Annotated in this window: 15 protein-coding genes; 12 read left to right on the forward strand and 3 right to left on the reverse strand. The window is 48.3% G+C overall.

Translation table 11 applies throughout. From position 1 onward, the window contains the following. Nucleotides 1-389: 389 nt before the first annotated feature. Both ACTHTY_RS09290 and coaBC read left to right on the forward strand, forming a co-directional pair. Nucleotides 390-1,619, forward strand: a complete 1,230-nt coding sequence (locus ACTHTY_RS09290) for a tetratricopeptide repeat protein (RefSeq protein ID WP_440367342.1) — start codon at nt 390-392, stop codon at nt 1,617-1,619. Between the two features lie 44 nt (nt 1,620-1,663). Continuing rightward, nucleotides 1,664-2,842 carry a bifunctional phosphopantothenoylcysteine decarboxylase/phosphopantothenate--cysteine ligase CoaBC gene (coaBC, locus tag ACTHTY_RS09295; RefSeq protein WP_440367344.1) on the forward strand — a complete coding sequence of 393 codons (1,179 nt, stop codon included), beginning with the start codon at nt 1,664-1,666 and terminating at the stop codon, nt 2,840-2,842. A gap of 65 nt (nt 2,843-2,907) precedes the next feature. Here the strand turns inward: coaBC and era are convergent, their stop codons facing one another. Further along, a complete protein-coding gene (gene era, locus ACTHTY_RS09300; protein ID WP_036493257.1) occupies nt 2,908-3,837 on the reverse strand; it encodes a GTPase Era in 930 nt (309 codons plus the stop codon). 64 nt (nt 3,838-3,901) lie between these two features. After that, nucleotides 3,902-4,621 (reverse strand): ribonuclease III, encoded by a 720-nt coding sequence (gene rnc, locus ACTHTY_RS09305; RefSeq protein WP_440367346.1) that lies wholly within the window; start codon nt 4,619-4,621, stop codon nt 3,902-3,904. A 254-nt stretch (nt 4,622-4,875) separates the two neighbouring features. On the opposite strand from rnc, the gene ACTHTY_RS09310 reads away from it, so the two are divergent. From ACTHTY_RS09310 to nusB, 3 genes are all read left to right on the forward strand, one after another. Then, nucleotides 4,876-5,199, forward strand: a complete 324-nt coding sequence (locus ACTHTY_RS09310; RefSeq protein WP_440367440.1) for a DUF2185 domain-containing protein — start codon at nt 4,876-4,878, stop codon at nt 5,197-5,199. Between the two features lie 91 nt (nt 5,200-5,290). Beyond that, complete coding sequence (ribH, locus tag ACTHTY_RS09315; protein ID WP_003683012.1) at nt 5,291-5,770, forward strand: 6,7-dimethyl-8-ribityllumazine synthase; 480 nt, start codon at nt 5,291-5,293, stop codon at nt 5,768-5,770. A 121-nt stretch (nt 5,771-5,891) separates the two neighbouring features. After that, the gene (nusB, locus tag ACTHTY_RS09320; RefSeq protein WP_049350952.1) at nt 5,892-6,320 is read left to right on the forward strand and encodes a transcription antitermination factor NusB; all 429 of its coding nucleotides are present in this window, start codon (nt 5,892-5,894) and stop codon (nt 6,318-6,320) included. Nucleotides 6,321-6,437: 117 nt separating this feature from the next. Here the strand turns inward: nusB and ACTHTY_RS09325 are convergent, their stop codons facing one another. Beyond that, nucleotides 6,438-6,842, reverse strand: a complete 405-nt coding sequence (locus ACTHTY_RS09325; RefSeq protein WP_440367348.1) for a type IV pilin protein — start codon at nt 6,840-6,842, stop codon at nt 6,438-6,440. Between the two features lie 289 nt (nt 6,843-7,131). Between ACTHTY_RS09325 and ACTHTY_RS09330 the strand changes: the two genes are divergently transcribed. From ACTHTY_RS09330 to hemA, 7 genes are all read left to right on the forward strand, one after another. Further along, nucleotides 7,132-8,313: an efflux RND transporter periplasmic adaptor subunit gene (locus ACTHTY_RS09330; RefSeq protein WP_315115913.1), complete on the forward strand. Its 1,182-nt coding sequence runs from the start codon at nt 7,132-7,134 to the stop codon at nt 8,311-8,313. Nucleotides 8,314-8,394: 81 nt separating this feature from the next. Continuing rightward, on the forward strand, nt 8,395-10,332 hold the full coding sequence (locus tag ACTHTY_RS09335; RefSeq protein ID WP_300482032.1) for a MacB family efflux pump subunit: 1,938 nt from the start codon (nt 8,395-8,397) through the stop codon (nt 10,330-10,332). Between the two features lie 62 nt (nt 10,333-10,394). Continuing rightward, a complete protein-coding gene (locus ACTHTY_RS09340) occupies nt 10,395-11,777 on the forward strand; it encodes a TolC family protein (RefSeq protein ID WP_440367350.1) in 1,383 nt (460 codons plus the stop codon). 112 nt (nt 11,778-11,889) lie between these two features. Then, nucleotides 11,890-12,756 (forward strand): DUF808 domain-containing protein, encoded by an 867-nt coding sequence (locus ACTHTY_RS09345; protein WP_440367351.1) that lies wholly within the window; start codon nt 11,890-11,892, stop codon nt 12,754-12,756. 55 nt (nt 12,757-12,811) lie between these two features. After that, complete coding sequence (gene lnt / locus ACTHTY_RS09350) at nt 12,812-14,359, forward strand: apolipoprotein N-acyltransferase (RefSeq protein ID WP_440367353.1); 1,548 nt, start codon at nt 12,812-12,814, stop codon at nt 14,357-14,359. Between the two features lie 278 nt (nt 14,360-14,637). Continuing rightward, the gene (rpoH, locus tag ACTHTY_RS09355; protein WP_440367355.1) at nt 14,638-15,501 is read left to right on the forward strand and encodes an RNA polymerase sigma factor RpoH; all 864 of its coding nucleotides are present in this window, start codon (nt 14,638-14,640) and stop codon (nt 15,499-15,501) included. 148 nt (nt 15,502-15,649) lie between these two features. Continuing rightward, nucleotides 15,650-16,903, forward strand: coding sequence for a glutamyl-tRNA reductase (gene hemA, locus ACTHTY_RS09360; protein WP_440367357.1), 1,254 nt, complete (start codon nt 15,650-15,652; stop codon nt 16,901-16,903). The last annotated feature ends 96 nt before the right edge of the window (nt 16,904-16,999 follow it).

Below are 16,999 nucleotides of genomic sequence, written 5' to 3' on the forward strand. Positions count from 1 at the left end.
CGAATCGAATTATACAGTACATTTAGCAAATGTCAACTAAAATTATCGAAAATTCTAACTAACTGTGTTATACTGTCTGCTTCGTTTTCTTCACCGCGTCAGCAGCGAAGAACCGAACTATACGCCCCCAAACAAAACCAGTCAACACCCAATTTCAAAAAAATTAAAATTTTTTCACAACTATCTGTATTTAAATAATTTAAAATTCATTGGATTTTATCGTTCGATAGATAAAACAGATATCCTAAGATAAATAGTCCTACGGCTTTGCTCTTATTTGCTACATTCAGCACTCTATATCTCTATATTACTGGCGCTTTAGTCCTATCTACTTTTACAATCTCTACTTTCCCCAATAAAACAATCATAAATTTAGAATAGTCCCTATTATGAGTAACGAAAAGATTCAACAAAAATTTGAACAAGCATATCACTCTTTTATCGAAGAGGAAAATTACGAGGAAGCGCTAAAACGTGCCGAGATTCTTTGCCTTCTCAATCCCCAATCTGTCGAATATCATCATAAAGTTGCTTATGCCTATCTGAAGCAATTGAAATGGGAAAAAGCCATTGAGGCTGAAATGAAAACGCTAGAGCTGGATAGTACCTATATTCCTGCTTTGGATTTACTTGCACATGCTTACGGCGCTCTAGATAATTGGGAAAAAACCGGGTTTTACGGTCATCAGGCTTTGGTTCTAAAAGATAAAGCCATTCCAGACCTAGAACATGAAATCATTCCGACACCAGCTCCAAAAAACGGCAAACGGATTATCTCCTTTTCTTTATTTGGCAATAATTCCAAATATATTGAGCCTGCCGTCTTAAATACCCAGCTTGCGCCTGTGCTTTTCCCCGGTTGGACATGTCGTTTTTATGTTGACGATTCTGTATCGGCTGAAGCTATTCAACGATTTAGAAATAACGGTGCAGAAGTAATTAAGGTTGGTGCTCCATTGGACAACTGGCCGGGTACGATGTGGCGCTTTCTTGCCATCAATGATCCCGAGGTTGAATACGTTATTTTCCGTGATGCAGATTCTATTATTTGTTATCGTGATGCAGCGGCCGTATCCGAATGGATAAAAAGTGGCACACTATTCCACACTATTCGCGACTCAGGCTCGCATACTGCCCTAATTCTTGCAGGTATGTGGGGGGCTAAAGCGGGTGCAGTCCCAGATATGCAGGAAAGGATTCAAAACTTTGTCGATGAGGGCTACCCTTCCAGACATTTTGCCGACCAAGATTTTCTAGAAAAAGAATTGTGGGCCTATATCCGTCAGAATCTGTTTGCACATGATAGATTATTTGATTTCTGTAATGCACACGAAATTCCCGGCGAGTTCTACCCTAATTATCAAATCGCTTTCAGCGAAGGGGTTACCAGCTTTAACGCAACGACTGATTATGAAGACGGCAGTCTGGCAAGATGGACGCTGTACTCCAGTGCTTCGCCTTTGGTCAATCCGGACTACTCGCTCAATGTTGTTCCTGAGTTTAAAGTCTGCAGTTATGTGACTGAAGTGAAAAACGGAGTGGTTTCAGCATTCTTACCGAAGAGATATGGCAATGCGATTAAAGCAAAACTGGCCAGAATCAACATCGAACAAATCTAATTTGATTTGATTCCTATATATCTCATTTAATGAACCCGTTATTTATGAGCAAACACATTCTCCTCGGCATTACCGGCGGTATTGCGGCGTATAAATCTTGTGAACTGGTCAGACTGCTGAAAAAGCAAGGACATTCTGTATCAGTGGTGATGACGGATTCTGCGACAAAATTTGTCTCCCCACTGACTTTCCAAGCTTTAACCGGCAACCCCGTTTTATCCGATACCTATTCAGGTGCTTCCAATAATGGCATGGCGCACATCAATCTGACGCGAGAAACCGACGCATTTCTTATTGCGCCTGCAACTGCCAATACGATTGCCAAAATTGCCAACGGATTGGCTGATAATCTACTGACCAACTTGGTAGCAGCCAGGAAATGTCCTTTGGCCGTTGCGCCTGCAATGAATGTCGAAATGTGGAACAACCCTGCCAACCTGCGCAATATTGAGCAACTGGTTTCAGACGGCATTACCGTGTTTTACCCAAACAATGGCGAACAGGCTTGCGGCGAAACAGGTACAGGCAGAATGGTCGAAGCGGTCGATCTGGCAGATTTGTTAGAGGATTTATGGACACCCAAGCTGCTGAGCGGCAAAAAAGTTCTGATTACAGCCGGCGCAACGTTTGAAGCCATCGATCCTGTTCGCGGCATTACCAATATTTCCAGTGGACAAATGGGCATGGCTTTAGCGCGTGCGTGCCGTGCTGCCGGAGCGAAAGTCACGCTGATTTACGGTCAAATTCAGACGGCCTTGCCCGCAGGCTTAACTCATTCCGAACAAGCTGTCAGCGCAGAAGCCATGTATCAGGCGGTTCACCGCCATATCCATGAGCAAGATGTCTTTATTTCCGTTGCAGCCGTGGCAGACTATAAGGTCAAAAACAGCAGCAACGAGAAACTAAAGAAAAACGGCAATCAGCCCCCGGTTATCGAACTGACGGAAAATCCGGACATTCTCGCATCCGTTGCCACCCTGCCTTCTCCACCATTTTGTGTCAGCTTTGCTGCAGAAAGCCATCAGGTTTTGGAATTTGCACGGGCAAAACGTTTGCGCAAAAACGTACCGATGCTGGTGGCCAACCAAGTTTCCGTTTCCATGGGCAAGCCAACCAATCAAATCACCATTATTGATGACCTTGCCGAAACCTCATTTCCGGAAACATCGAAACGCCAAGCAGCGGATGAAATCGTCAAACGTCTGGCTGAATTGTTGGCTTGATAAAACAAAAAAACAAAAGGCCGTCTGAAAATTTTTCAGACGGCCTTTTGTTTGAATACATTAAATTACAAACCCAATTCGCGCAGGAAACGAATATCGTCTGCCCAACCGGATTTTACTTTCACCCAAATCTTCAAAAAGACTTTGGTATCAAACAATTTTTCCATATCAAGGCGAGCTTCAGTAGAAATTTTCTTCAATTTCTCCCCACCCTTGCCAATCAAAATCGCCTTTTGGCTGTCTTTATCGACCAACACCGCGATATAAATACGGAACAGTCCGCTTTCCTCTTCCTCAAACTGCTCCACTTCAACATTCATCGCATACGGCAACTCTTCGCCCAAATAGCGGAATAATTTTTCGCGCACAATCTCCATCGCCAGGAATCGGCTGGATTTATCCGTCACCATATCTTCCGGATACATCGGGATACTTTCCGGCAGATACGGCTTGAGCAGTTCCAGCAGATTGGCAATACGCAGGCCATGTTTCGCGCTGACTGCCTCGCTGGCGGCAAACTCAAACTCTTGGCGTACTTCATTGATAAAAGCCTCAAGCGCAAATTTGTCTTTGGCTTTGTCTTTATCGATTTTATTGACCACCAATACCACAGGCGTATGCTTAGGTAACTGCTTCAGCACCACGCGGTCGGCATCGGTAAAGCGCATGGCTTCCACCACAAAAACCACCACATCCACGCCGCTAAGCGCTTCGGTTACGTTTTGATTAAGACGGTCGTTCAAAGCATTGCGGTGATTGGTTTGAAAACCCGGCGTATCGACAAACACAAATTGCGCCGTATCGTCGGTGTAAATACCGGTTACACGGTTGCGCGTGGTTTGTGCTTTTTTACTGGTAATACTGATTTTCTGACCGATTAAATGGTTCATCAACGTGGATTTGCCGACATTTGGTCGACCCACGATGGCCACAAAGCCGCAACGATAATCCGTCGGGTGTTGCGACTCGTTTTGCAAAAAGGTTTCGATATCCATTTACATATGACTTTCTTGATTGTTTCAGACGGCCTTTGCATTTTCTCAAAGGCCGTCTGAAATATTATTTTTTAGCTTTTTTCAAAGGAAACTTCTGTTCCAACCACTCTAAGGCTTCACATGCCGCTTTTTGCTCGGCCACTTTCCGACTGCTGCCGCGTGCATTGCAGATGAAACCGAGTTCGCCCAAATCACAGGAAATCACAAACATCGCATCAGCCGTCTGCTCCGCCTGCTCTTCGATTCGGTATTTCGGCAGGGCAAAGCGGCGTGCCTGCAAGGCTTCCTGCAAAGCGGTTTTACTGTCTTTCTTGCCGATATTCAAATCCGCACGTTTCACGCGTTCCGCAAACAAATGGCGAACCACTTTTTCCGCCGCAGAAAAATCAGTGTCAAAGCTGACCGCCGCAAACATTGCCTCCATTGCGTCGGCCAAAATCGAAGGCCGTCTGAAACCACCGCTCTTCAACTCGCCGGCCCCTAGATACAAACCGTCGCCGACATTCATTTCCAACGCGATTTCAGCCAACACGCCTTCATTCACCAAAGCCGCGCGCATCCGCGACAACTCACCTTCCGACAATTTCGGAAACTCGTCAAACAACATCCGCGCCACGGAATAGTTCAAAATCGAATCGCCGACAAATTCAAAACGCTCATTGTGTTTGGCATTGTAGCTGCGGTGGGTCAAAGCCTGCTGAAGCAGCCCCATATTGCGGAACTCATAGCCCAGACGCTTTTGAATCGCTCGATGCGCCTGCTGTTTGAGCAAATCAGGTTTCATTCCATACTTTCAAAAAAACAGCCGGAAAGCACGCCTCATCCGCAGTGAAACAAAATAAAAAGGCTACACCGGCAACTTTTTTATTTTGGCTCATTGTTTCTTGCGTCCCTCAAGCCGATAAACAATCAAAAGCCGTCATATTCAAACCTGACGGCACTTGCCGACATTGTACCATCAAACCGCCCCTGCACACATCCGTGCGGAAAAGCGGCGAATCGTGTAAAATCATGCCAAATCATCTCTTTGTCAACTCCATGAACAAATTTGCCCAAGCATTGGCCGCAGCGCTCGACCGCTGCATCGTTACCAACACCGTCGCCGAACAAGGCGAACCTGTCGGCTTCCTCTACCGCGAAGCCCCCGTATTTGAAAACGACAGCGGCTGGCGTATTTTCAGCGGCGACGAAACCGACGAATACACCGACAATCCCGACAATTTCAGCATTGTCAGCCTCTCCGCCATTACTGCAGACAATCCCGACATCGCGCTCCTGCTGACTCAGGCAGAAGGCAGCGCGTGGGAATTGAACGAAGACGGCGAGTTCCAAGCCGTTGCCGATTGGCAACCGCAAGAATAACCCACCCATTTCGTTTCAGACGGCCTTCTTTATAACAAGGCCGTCTGAAACCGAGCCGAATCCCTATTTCACAAATATTGAAGGAATCATCATGAACATTATCGAACCACGCCTCGATGGCACCAACCTGCGCATCGGCATCGTTCAAGCCCGCTTCACCAACGAAATCGGTAGCGAAATGGTCAAAGTTTGCTGCCGCACCTTAAAAGAATTGGGCGTATCCGAAGACAATATCACGCTTGCCACCGTTCCCGGCGCGCTTGAAGTGCCTATCGCGCTGATGAACCTCGCTTCATCCGAACAATTCGATGCCCTGATTGCTATCGGCGTTGTCATTCGTGGCGAAACCTACCACTTTGAATTGGTATCCAATGAGTCCGGCGCAGGTGTCAGCCGCGTCGCCCTTGACTACAACATCCCTATCGCCAACGCCATTCTGACGACCGAAAACGACGAACAAGCCATTGCACGCATCGAAGAAAAAGCCTCCGATGCCGCCAAAGTTGCCGTAGAATGTGCCAACTTGGTCAACCATCTTTTGTCAGAACAATACGAAGACGACGAAGAATAAGCTTCTCTCCGTATTGAATACCGCATATTTTCAGACGGCCTCTTAATCATGACATTGAGGCCGTCTGAATCATTCAATATTCAGCCGACAACCATCGGCACTCTCTTCACAAGGAATACCCATGAAAAGCCCACGCCGCCGCGCACGCGAGCTTGCCGTACAAGCTATTTATCAAGCAGGCATCAACAAAACCGCCGCTCCCGAAATTGCCAAAAACATCCACGAACTGTCCCAAACATCCAATATGGATGAAGAACTGTTCAACAAACTGTTTTTCGGCGCACAAACCCATGCCGAAGAATACATGGAAAAAATCAGCCCCCTGCTCGACCGCGACGAAAAAGACCTCAGCCCTATCGAACGCGCCGTTTTGCTGGTTGCCTGCCATGAGCTGAGCACCATGCCTGAAACCCCATACCCCGTCATCATCAATGAAGCCATCGAAGTTACCAAAACTTTCGGCGGCACCGATGGCCATAAATTCGTCAACGGCATCCTCGACCAACTGGCTTCACGCATCCGCCCTGACGAACCGCGCCGCAAAGGCTAAGCTGGGCTTCACATCAGGTCGAGATTACCGATCTTTACCCTGTTTAGGCTAATGTGCTTATACAGCCAAACCATCAAAAAGGCCGTCTGAAATTCAGACGGCCTTTTATACTTCGATTTATTCTGATTTTGGCATTTCATAACCGGGACAGTTTTGCTTGTCGCTGCTTGCCCAGATGATACCGCTGTCGTTGTAAAAAACGGTACAAGTTTCATCGGCATTGGTTTCTTTATTGGGTACAGCCTTCAAAATATAACCTGAATTGGAAGGTTCACCTTTAAAACCAATATCAAAATATTGATTCTGCTGTAAATTTTTATCAGAAAACCCTTCAAATGTACTTTTTTGAGTGTAGTAGCGTTCCAGCTGTTGGGCGTTATGCAGCATTTGCGTGCGGACGGCGGCAAGGCGCGTTTGGCGGATGTAGTTTTGATAAGACGGATATGCGATGGTAGCGAGAATGGCTGCAATCACAACGACTATCAGCAGCTCGATAAGCGTGAAGCCTTGTTGGTGTTTCATTGTATTTGTGTCGTTAATAATTAGAATAAGACATGAATATTATAGTCGTTTTCTTGTGACTTAAATGTTCAGATTCGGAGGGAGTTTGGGAATTTATGTAAACGAGGTACAAGTTCTGAAAAATATTTTCATCCTTTTATTTTTTATTTCAATAAGTTAAACTTCAATTTAAGCCGACTGTCTCTTGGTTGGCCTTAGTCTTTACAGTAAAATCCAGTTGTTTTTTTGTTTCTATCAATACATTTGTCGCTTGTCTGCGACGTTATTTTATTGAATTGGTTCCTTTTATATGTCTAAAGTTTTCAAGTGGGCGGCCGGTACGGCTGTTGTAGTAGCAGCGGCTTTCGGTGGCTGGTCTTTGATGAAGCCTGAGCCTCAGTCTTCTTTTATTACGGAAGTGGTCAAACGCGGTGATATCCGTCAAACCGTATCGGCAACCGGCGAAATTTCGCCTTCCAATTTGGTATCCGTAGGCGCGGAAGCTTCAGGTCAAATTAAAAAACTGTATGTGAAACTGGGCCAACAAGTGAAAAAAGGCGATTTGATTGCAGAAATCGACTCAACCAATCAGCTCAACACCTTAAATACCGAAAAATCCAAACTGGAAACTTATCAGGCAAAATTGGTTTCTGCCGAAATCGCGCTTTCCAGTGCGGAGAAAAAATATAAGCGCGAACTTGCCTTATGGAAAGAACAGGCCACTTCCAAAGAAGATTTGGAATCTGCACAAGACTCTTTAGCCGCAGCCAAAGCCAATGTCGCCGAACTGAAGGCCTCCATCAAACAATCCAAAATCTCCATCAATACGGCCGAATCCGAACTGGGCCACACGCGGATTACCGCCACCATGGATGGCACCGTAGTCGCCATTCCTGTTGAGGAAGGCCAATCCGTCAATGCGGCGCAATCTACGCCGACTATTATCCAGCTGGCCAATCTGGAAACCATGTTAAACAAAATGCAGATTGCCGAAGGCGATATTACGAAAGTCAAAGCCGGTCAGGATATTTCGTTCACCATTTTGTCCGAACCGGACACGCCGATTAAAGCAAAATTGGACAGCGTCGACCCCGGCCTGACCACCATGTCTTTGGGCAGCTACACCAGCAGCACGGACACGACTTCCAATGCGATTTACTACTATGCCCGCGCCTTGGTGCCAAATTCCGACGGCAAACTTTCCATCGGCATGACCACTCAAAACACGATTGAAATCAACGGCGTGAAGAACGTCTTACTGGTACCGACGCTGACTGTGAAAAAGCATAACGGCAAATCCTATGTCAGCATTTTGGGCGCAGACAATAAAGCGGTAGAACGCGAAGTGACCGTCGGTTTGAAAGACAGCATGAATACCGAAATCAAAAGCGGCTTGAAAGAAGGCGAAAAAGTAATCATTTCTGAAATGAGCGCAGATGAAAAGAATAAGAGCAGCGAACGCGCGATGATGGGCGGCGGCCCTCCTCGCTGATTGATTAAGGCCGTCTGAAAGGTTTGGCTGTGTTTCAGACGGCCTTAGTTCCTGTATTTCTATTTTTCGCCCGGAAAGATTATGAGTTTAATCGAATGTAAGAATATCAACCGTTTTTTCGGTAGCGGTGAAAACCGTGTGCACGTATTGAAAGATGTCAGCCTTTCTATTGAGAAAGGCGACTTTGTGGCGATTATCGGCCAGTCCGGCTCAGGCAAATCGACGCTGATGAATATTTTGGGCTGTCTGGATACCGCCACCTCCGGCTCTTATCAAATCGACGGCATCGAAACATCGCAAATGCAGCCGGATGAGCTGGCGGCTTTGCGCCGTGAGCGTTTCGGCTTTATTTTCCAGCGTTACAACCTGTTAAGCTCACTGACCGCCCGGGACAACGTCGCCCTGCCTGCCGTGTATATGGGCATGGACAGCAAAGAGCGTGCGGAACGTGCGGAAAAACTGTTGGGCGATTTAGGTTTGCAAAATAAAGAAGGCAACAAACCCAGCGAACTTTCCGGCGGTCAGCAACAGCGCGTTTCGATTGCCCGCGCGTTGATGAACGGCGGCGAAATCATCTTTGCCGACGAACCGACCGGCGCATTAGATACCGCCAGCGGTAAAAACGTGATGGAAATCATCCATAAGCTGCACGAAGACGGGCATACCGTAATTATGGTTACCCACGATCCGGGCATTGCGGCAAACGCAAACCGCGTCATCGAAATCCGCGACGGTCAGATTATTTCCGACACGTCTAAAAATCCGGATATTCCGCCAAGCAAAGTGGAGAGGATTAAAGAAAAAGCTTCCTGGTCGTTTTATTACGATCAATTTATGGAAGCATTCAAAATGTCTGTGCAGGCGATTATGGCGCACAAAATGCGTTCGCTGCTGACCATGCTGGGGATTATCATCGGTATCGCTTCGGTGGTATCGGTAGTGGCCTTAGGTAATGGCTCGCAACAAAAAATCTTGGAAGACATCAACTCGATGGGCACAAACACCATCAGTATCTTCCCCGGCCGTGGTTTTGGTGACCGCCGCAGCGGACGAATCAAGACACTGACAATTAATGACGCAAAAGCCATCAGCCAACAAAGCTACGTTGCCTCTGCCACCCCTCAAACCAACTCCGGTGGCACCTTGACTTACCGCAACACCGACCTGACTGCCTCGCTTTACGGCGTAGGCGAACAATATTTCGACGTGCGCGGTTTGAAATTGGAAGAAGGCCGTCTGTTTGATGATGACGATGTAAAAACCGATGCACAAGTCGTCGTCATCGACCAAAACACCAAAACCAAACTCTTCGGCGAAGGCGTCAATCCTTTAGGCAAAACCATCCTTTTCAAAAAACGCCCGCTAACCGTCATCGGCATTATGAAAAAGGATGACAACTCATTCGGCAATTCCGACTCGCTGATGCTTTGGTCGCCGTATACAACAGTCATGCACCAAATTACCGGCGAGAGCCATACCAACTCCATCGTTGTCAAAATCAAAGACGATGCCAACACACAGGTTGCCGAAAAAAGCCTGACCGAGCTGCTGAAAGCACGCCACGGTACAGAAGACTTCTTTATGAACAACAGCGACAGCATCAAAGAAATGGTTGAAAGCACGACCGGCACCATGACGCTGCTGATTTCTTCCATTGCGGTCATCTCTTTGGTGGTCGGCGGTATCGGCGTGATGAACATCATGCTGGTCTCCGTTACCGAGCGCACCAAAGAAATTGGCGTCCGCATGGCAATCGGCGCGCGCCGCAACAATATTTTGCAACAGTTTCTGATTGAGGCCGTCTTAATCTGTATCATCGGCGGCCTGTCAGGCGTATTGTTGTCCGCAAGCATCAGCCTGGTGTTCAACTACTTTGTCACCGACTTCCCGATGAGTATTTCCATGACTTCCGTCATCGGCGCAGTTGTCTGCTCAACCGCCATCGGTGTCGCGTTCGGCTTTATGCCTGCCAACAAGGCTTCCAAGCTTAACCCGATTGATGCGCTGGCTCAGGATTGATTATGTTTCAGACGGCCTATTATCTTGGGGCCGTCTGAAATGCTGTTACCCGAAAGATTTTTATGAAGACGAAACCTTTTTCCCAAGCTGCCTTATCCTTGGCTGTTGCCCTTGCCCTAAGTGCGTGCGCCGCACCTAAAGCCAATCCGAATCTGACGCTGGAAGCGACCGGCCAAGTCATGAGCGCGGCGGAAACTGCCGAACGCTACGATGTAAACGGCAACTGGTGGGAAATCTACCAAAGCCAGCAACTCAACGCGCTGATGGAACAGGCGCTGGCCAACAATGTTGATTTGAAACAGGCAGCCATCAGCGTCAACAAAGCTTTATATCAAGCCAATATTTTGGGTGCGGATTTAGTGCCTTCGTTCAGCGGCTCATTGGGCGCGAACGCTTCTAAAAACCTGAAAACCGGCAGCCACGGCAATACCTTCAGCAGCCAGCTTGGCTTGAGCTATGAATTGGATTTGTGGCGCAAACTCAGTGCCACTGCCGATGCGCAGGTATGGGAATATCAAGCTACGCATGAAGACATGGCCAACACACGTCTGACTTTGATTAATAATGTCGCCGATGCGTATTTCAATATCGCCTACCTGAACGAAGCCATTGAGTTGGCGCAAAAATCGCTGAAGCAATACCAGGAAATCAACCGCATTGCGAATGCCAAGTTCCACTACGGCCGGGCCGATTCAAGCCAGCCGACCCAAGCCAAACAGTCATTGCTGAGTGCGGAAAACAGCCTGTTGTCTTTGCAAAACAATTTGGATACGCAAAAACAGGTTTTGCGTAATTTATTGAATTTAAGGCCGTCTGAAAACATGGCCGCCGATCCGGCACAATTCCGCCTGTTGCCGGTCAAAGGCGTGAACTTGGACGTACCGATTACCGTTTTGGCCAACCGCCCCGACCTGCGCGCCGCCGAATACCGCCTGCAAGCGTCGCAACAATCGGTTAACGCGCAAAAACGCAGTTGGTATCCGTCGATTACTTTGGGCGCAAGTTTGAGTACGTCTTCCGATAAAGCGAAAAGCACGTTCAATATCCCCATGTTGGGTGGCTCGGCCACCATCAATCTGCCTTTCCTTAATTGGCAGACCATGAAATGGAAAGACAAAACCGTACAAGCGGAGATGGACAGTGCCAAGCTGAATTTTGAAAAAGCCCTGACCACCGCACTTAACGAGGTCAACACCAACTACCTTGCCTACAAAAACGCGCAGGCCAGCCTTGCCAATCAGGAACAGCGTTATCAGTTGGACAAGAAAAACAGCCATTACTATCAAGTACGCTACCAACATGGTAAAAACGAACTGAAAGACTGGCTGGAGGCTTTGAATTCGGAATACAGCTCGGCTCAAAACCTGCTGAACCAACGCTATGAAGCCTTAAAATACGAAAATATGGTGTATAAAGCCATGGCAGGACGTTATACGCCGAAATAGCATTTTCAGACGGCCTTTGGTTAATTTCCGTCAACGGCCGTCTGAAAAACATTCAAGCAACTGAATTTTCATATATAATCGCGCGTTTATTTGATTTTATCCGGACAACATTATGGCCTTCGCCTCTCTCTTTACGCTTTTGGACGACATTACCGCCGTTTTGGACGATGTAGCGATGATGACCAAAGTCGCCGCCAAAAAAACCGCCGGCGTGGTCGGTGACGATTTGGCACTCAATGCCAATCAGGTAACCGGCGTATCTGCCGAGCGCGAATTGCCGATTATTTGGGCGGTGGCAAAAGGCTCTCTGGTCAACAAGCTGATTCTGGTGCCACTTGCGCTGTTGCTTTCCGCTTTCCTGCCTGCGCTGATTACGCCCTTGCTGATGATCGGCGGTGTGTATTTGTGTTTTGAAGGCGTGGAAAAACTGTTGCACAAATTTCTACACCGCAATGAACACGAAGACGGACACGATGCCGAGCCTGAAGTCACAGACGAAAAAACAAAAGTGAAAGGCGCGGTTCGCACAGATTTCATCCTCTCCGCCGAAATCATCATTATCGCGCTGGGCGTTGTTGAAAAATATGACCTGATGACGCGTTCTTTGGTGATGGCCGCCATCGGTGTCGGCATGACGGTATTGGTCTATGGTTTGGTCGGCATTATCGTCAAACTTGACGACTTCGGCATGATGTTGATGCGCCAAAAAAGTGCCGCCGTGCAAGGTATCGGACGCGGTTTGATTTCATTTATGCCTTGGTTTATGCGCGGCTTGAGCATTGTCGGCACGCTGGCGATGTTCTTGGTTGGCGGCGGACTGATCACCCACAACCTTGGCTTTTTGCACGATTTCCTCCACGCGCAACATTGGGACAGCGGCATGATGGAACATATCGCCAATCTGGTGGTCGGAGTGGCCGCTGGTGCATTGGCTTGCGCAATCGTCCTGCCTGCAATGAAATTGTTTCAAAAAGACTGATTTTGTTTCCCTGCCGTCTGAAAACTTTTCAGACGACCTCAATACCATTTAAAGCATGAATATTTTCCGTAAACTCGAACAATATTGGCAACATCCGCTGCTTTACTGGCCGCTGGTCATCTTGATTGCCGCTGCGACACCGTTCACTTTCGCCCCGCATTATCATTTCTGGCTGATGCCGCTGTTGTTTGGCGCGCTGATACGCCTGATTGAATTGCGCCCGCGCTTTGCCGTCATGACTGCCTATCTGTTCGGATTAATCGGTTATACGGCGCAGTTTTATTGGATACACACTGCCTTGCATGATGTTTCGGGTTTGCCGGATTCATACGCCATCCCCCTCACCTTCCTGCTGCCGGCGTTTCTTGCGCTTTATCCGGCCATCTGTTTTTGGGTGTGGAGAAAATGCAACCTGTCGCGCTGGGCCAAAACCGGCCTCCTGCTGCCGATTTTGTGGACGCTGGCAGAATTTGCCCGCGAACGTTTCCTGACCGGATTCGGCTGGGGTGCAATCGGTTATTCCCAAATCATCAAAGACAGCCCGTTGGTAGGTTTCGCGCCGTTGGGCGGCATTCATATGGTTACACTGGCAACCGCTTTCCTCAGCGCATGGCTGGTATTGCTGATTGACAACCACGGCCGTCTGAAACACCGCCTGCTGCCCTTATTCCTTATCGTTGCGCTTTGCTCCGTCGGCTACATTTCCCAACAAACCGAATACACCCGCCCTGACGGCAGCACCAGCACTGTCGCCCTGATTCAAGGCAACATCGAGCAAAATCTGAAATGGAAGGAAGAGCAAATCATTCCAACCATTCAGAAATACTACGAACAAATCAGCAAAACCAGTGCCGACATCGTCATCCTGCCTGAGACCGCCTTGCCGCTGATGCGTCAAGACCTGCCCGAAGGCATCTTGGAACAATTCGCCGAACAGGCGCAAAGCAACGGCAGCGCATTGGCCATCGGCATCAGCCAATATACGCCCGACGGCAACGGCTACGAAAATGCAGTCATCAATTTGAGCGACTATCACAACAGCACTTCCGATGTCATCCCCTACTACGCCAAGAACCACCTCGTTCCATTTGGCGAATACAAACCCTTGCCCGCCATTACCGAGCGCCTCTACAAAATGATGGATATGCCTTTGGCCGACTTTCAAAAAGGTGGCGACAACCAAGCGCCTTTAGTGATGAAAGATCAAAAAGTTGCCTTCAATATCTGCTATGAAGACGGTTTCGGCGACGAACTCATTGCAACGGCGAAACGCTCTACCCTACTCGCCAACATCAGCAATATGGCGTGGTATGGCAAATCCAATGCCATGTATCAGCAGCTTCAACAGTCCCAAGCGCGTGCAATGGAACTGGGCCGCTACATGGTTCGCGCCACCAATACTGGTGCGACCGCCATTATTTCCCCTAAAGGTACGATTGTTGCCGAAGCCCAACCGGATACAGAAACCGTCCTTGAAGGCCACGTTAAAGGCTATATCGGCGAAACGCCTTATATGAAGGCAGGCGGCTCCACATGGCTTATCAGTATTTTGGCCGTTATTGGCGTATTCCTTATCCTGATTGGCCGGAAGAAACCAGAATAAAAATTTTAAGACCTTGTTATACAAGGTCTTTTTTTATTGAAAAACTATTTACATACAGAAATGTTTGTAATATACTTACCCAAAACCTAGCAAATCACTCAAATTTTCTAAGACAATCAACCCTTGCGATTCAAGCAGTAAAAACTATTGGATCTATCGTTAATTTACAGAAAAAATCCAACCCATAACAAAACAAACCACAGGCAGTGTTATACTGCTTGTCACACAATAAACAAAAAGCCGTTTTCAGACGGCCTAATCAAGGAGAGTATCCTTTTATGAATAAAGCTTTTGCATTACCCGTTATCCACAGTGGCAACGGTAGCCTCGAGCAATACATTCATACTGTCAACAGCATTCCCATGCTGACTGCCGAAGAAGAAACACAACTGGCCGAACGTCAACAAAAAGGCGATCTCAACGCCGCCAAACAGCTTATTCTGTCCCATCTTCGTGTCGTCGTATCCATTGCACGCGGTTACGACGGCTACGGCCTCAACCAAGCCGACCTGATTCAAGAGGGCAATATCGGCCTGATGAAAGCCGTCAAACGCTATGAACCAAGCCGCGGCGCGCGCCTGTTTTCGTTTGCTGTGCATTGGATTAAAGCAGAAATCCACGAATTCATTTTGCGCAACTGGCGTTTGGTCCGCGTTGCCACAACCAAACCGCAACGCAAACTGTTCTTCAATCTGCGCAGCATGCGTAAAAACCTGAATGCCTTGTCTCCAAAAGAAGCGCAAGAAATCGCCGACGATTTGGGCGTCAAATTGTCCGAAGTCTTGGAAATGGAACAACGCATGACCGGTCACGATATCGGCATCATGGCAGAAAACAACGATGACGAGGACAACTTCGCCCCTATCGACTGGTTGGCCGACCACGATGCAGAGCCTAGCCGTCAGTTGTCCAAACAAGCCCACTACACCCTGCAAACCGAAGGCCTGCAAAACGCCTTGGCACAACTGGACGACCGCAGCCGCCGCATCGTTGAAAGCCGCTGGTTGCAAGACGATGGCGGTTTGACCCTGCACGAATTGGCAGCAGAATACGGCGTATCTGCCGAACGCATCCGCCAAATCGAAGCCAAAGCCATGCAAAAACTGCGCGGTTTCTTGGCAGAAGAAGCGGAAGTCGTTTAAGCCTTTCTTGATAAAAAGGCCGTCTGAATCTTTTCAGACGGCCTTTTCGATGGCAAACCTCATTGTATCTTCTCCCCCAACACATTCATTTTAAAGCCCACTTAAGCTATAATACCCACCACACACACTACCCAGTCATACCATAACCATGCAACTTACCGTCGTCGGACTCAATCACCAAACCGCGCCCTTGAGCATACGCGAAAAACTGGCATTTGCAGCTGCAAATCTGCCGGATGCTGTGTCCAACCTCACGCGCAGTGAAGCGGCGGAAGAAGCAGTCATTCTTTCTACCTGCAACCGCACCGAGCTTTACTGCGTCGGTGAAACCGAAAAAATCATCGACTGGTTGGCACAATATCACGACCTGCCTGCCGAAGAAATCCGCCCTTACCTCTATACCTTGGATAATAATGAAACCGTCCGCCACGCCTTCCGCGTCGCCTGCGGTTTGGATTCCATGGTCTTGGGCGAACCGCAAATTCTCGGTCAAATCAAAGATGCCGTCCGCGTTGCGCAAGAACAGGAAAGCATCAACACCCACTTAAACGCCCTGTTTCAAAAAACCTTTGCCGTTGCCAAAGAAGTGCGTACCGACACTGCTGTCGGCGAAAACTCCGTCTCCATGGCTTCTGCATCGGTCAAAATGGCAGAGCAAATCTTCCCTTCCATTTCCGATCTGAACGTCCTCTTTATCGGTGCAGGCGAAATGATTGAGCTGGTGGCCACTTATTTTGCCGCCAAAAATCCCAAGCTCATTACCGTTGCCAACCGCACACACCAGCGTGCGCAGGAGTTGTGCGACAAACTCGGTGTCAACGCCGAAGCCTGCCTGCTGAACGAATTACCCGATATTCTTCACGATTACGACGTGGTTGTTTCTTCCACTGCCAGCCAACTGCCCCTCGTCGGCAAAGGCATGGTCGAACGCGCATTGAAAAAACGCCACAACATGCCTGTTTTCCTGCTGGATTTGGCCGTTCCGCGCGATATCGAAGCCGAAGTCGGCGAATTGGAAGACGCATATCTCTATACCGTAGACGACATGATGGACATTGTCCAAAGCGGTAAAGATGCGCGCAAAAAGGCAGCGGCGGCGGCTGAAAGCATGGTGGAAGAAAAGGTCAGCGAATTTATCCGCCTGCAGAAAAACCGCCAAAGCGTTCCGCTTATCCGCGCCTTACGCGACGAAGGCGAACGCGCGCGCCGCCAAGTATTGGAAAATGCCATGAAGCAACTGGCAAAAGGCGTATCCGCCGAGGATGTCCTCGAACGCCTCTCCATTCAGTTGACCAACAAACTGCTCCACTCTCCGACACGCACGCTCAATAAAGCAGGCTCGGACAACAGCGAATTAATCGATGCCGTGGCGCAGATCTACCATTTGGACCAACACGACTGACCACAATTTAAAGGCCGTCTGAAAGAAGCGAACCGACCGACAGGTCATATTCCAAAGCTTTCAGACGGCCTTAAAACAATAAAATCCCAATTATCA

It is taken from the genome of Neisseria sp. P0019.S002 (assembly GCF_051957155.1).
In the GTDB taxonomy this organism is placed as follows: domain Bacteria; phylum Pseudomonadota; class Gammaproteobacteria; order Burkholderiales; family Neisseriaceae; genus Neisseria; species Neisseria perflava.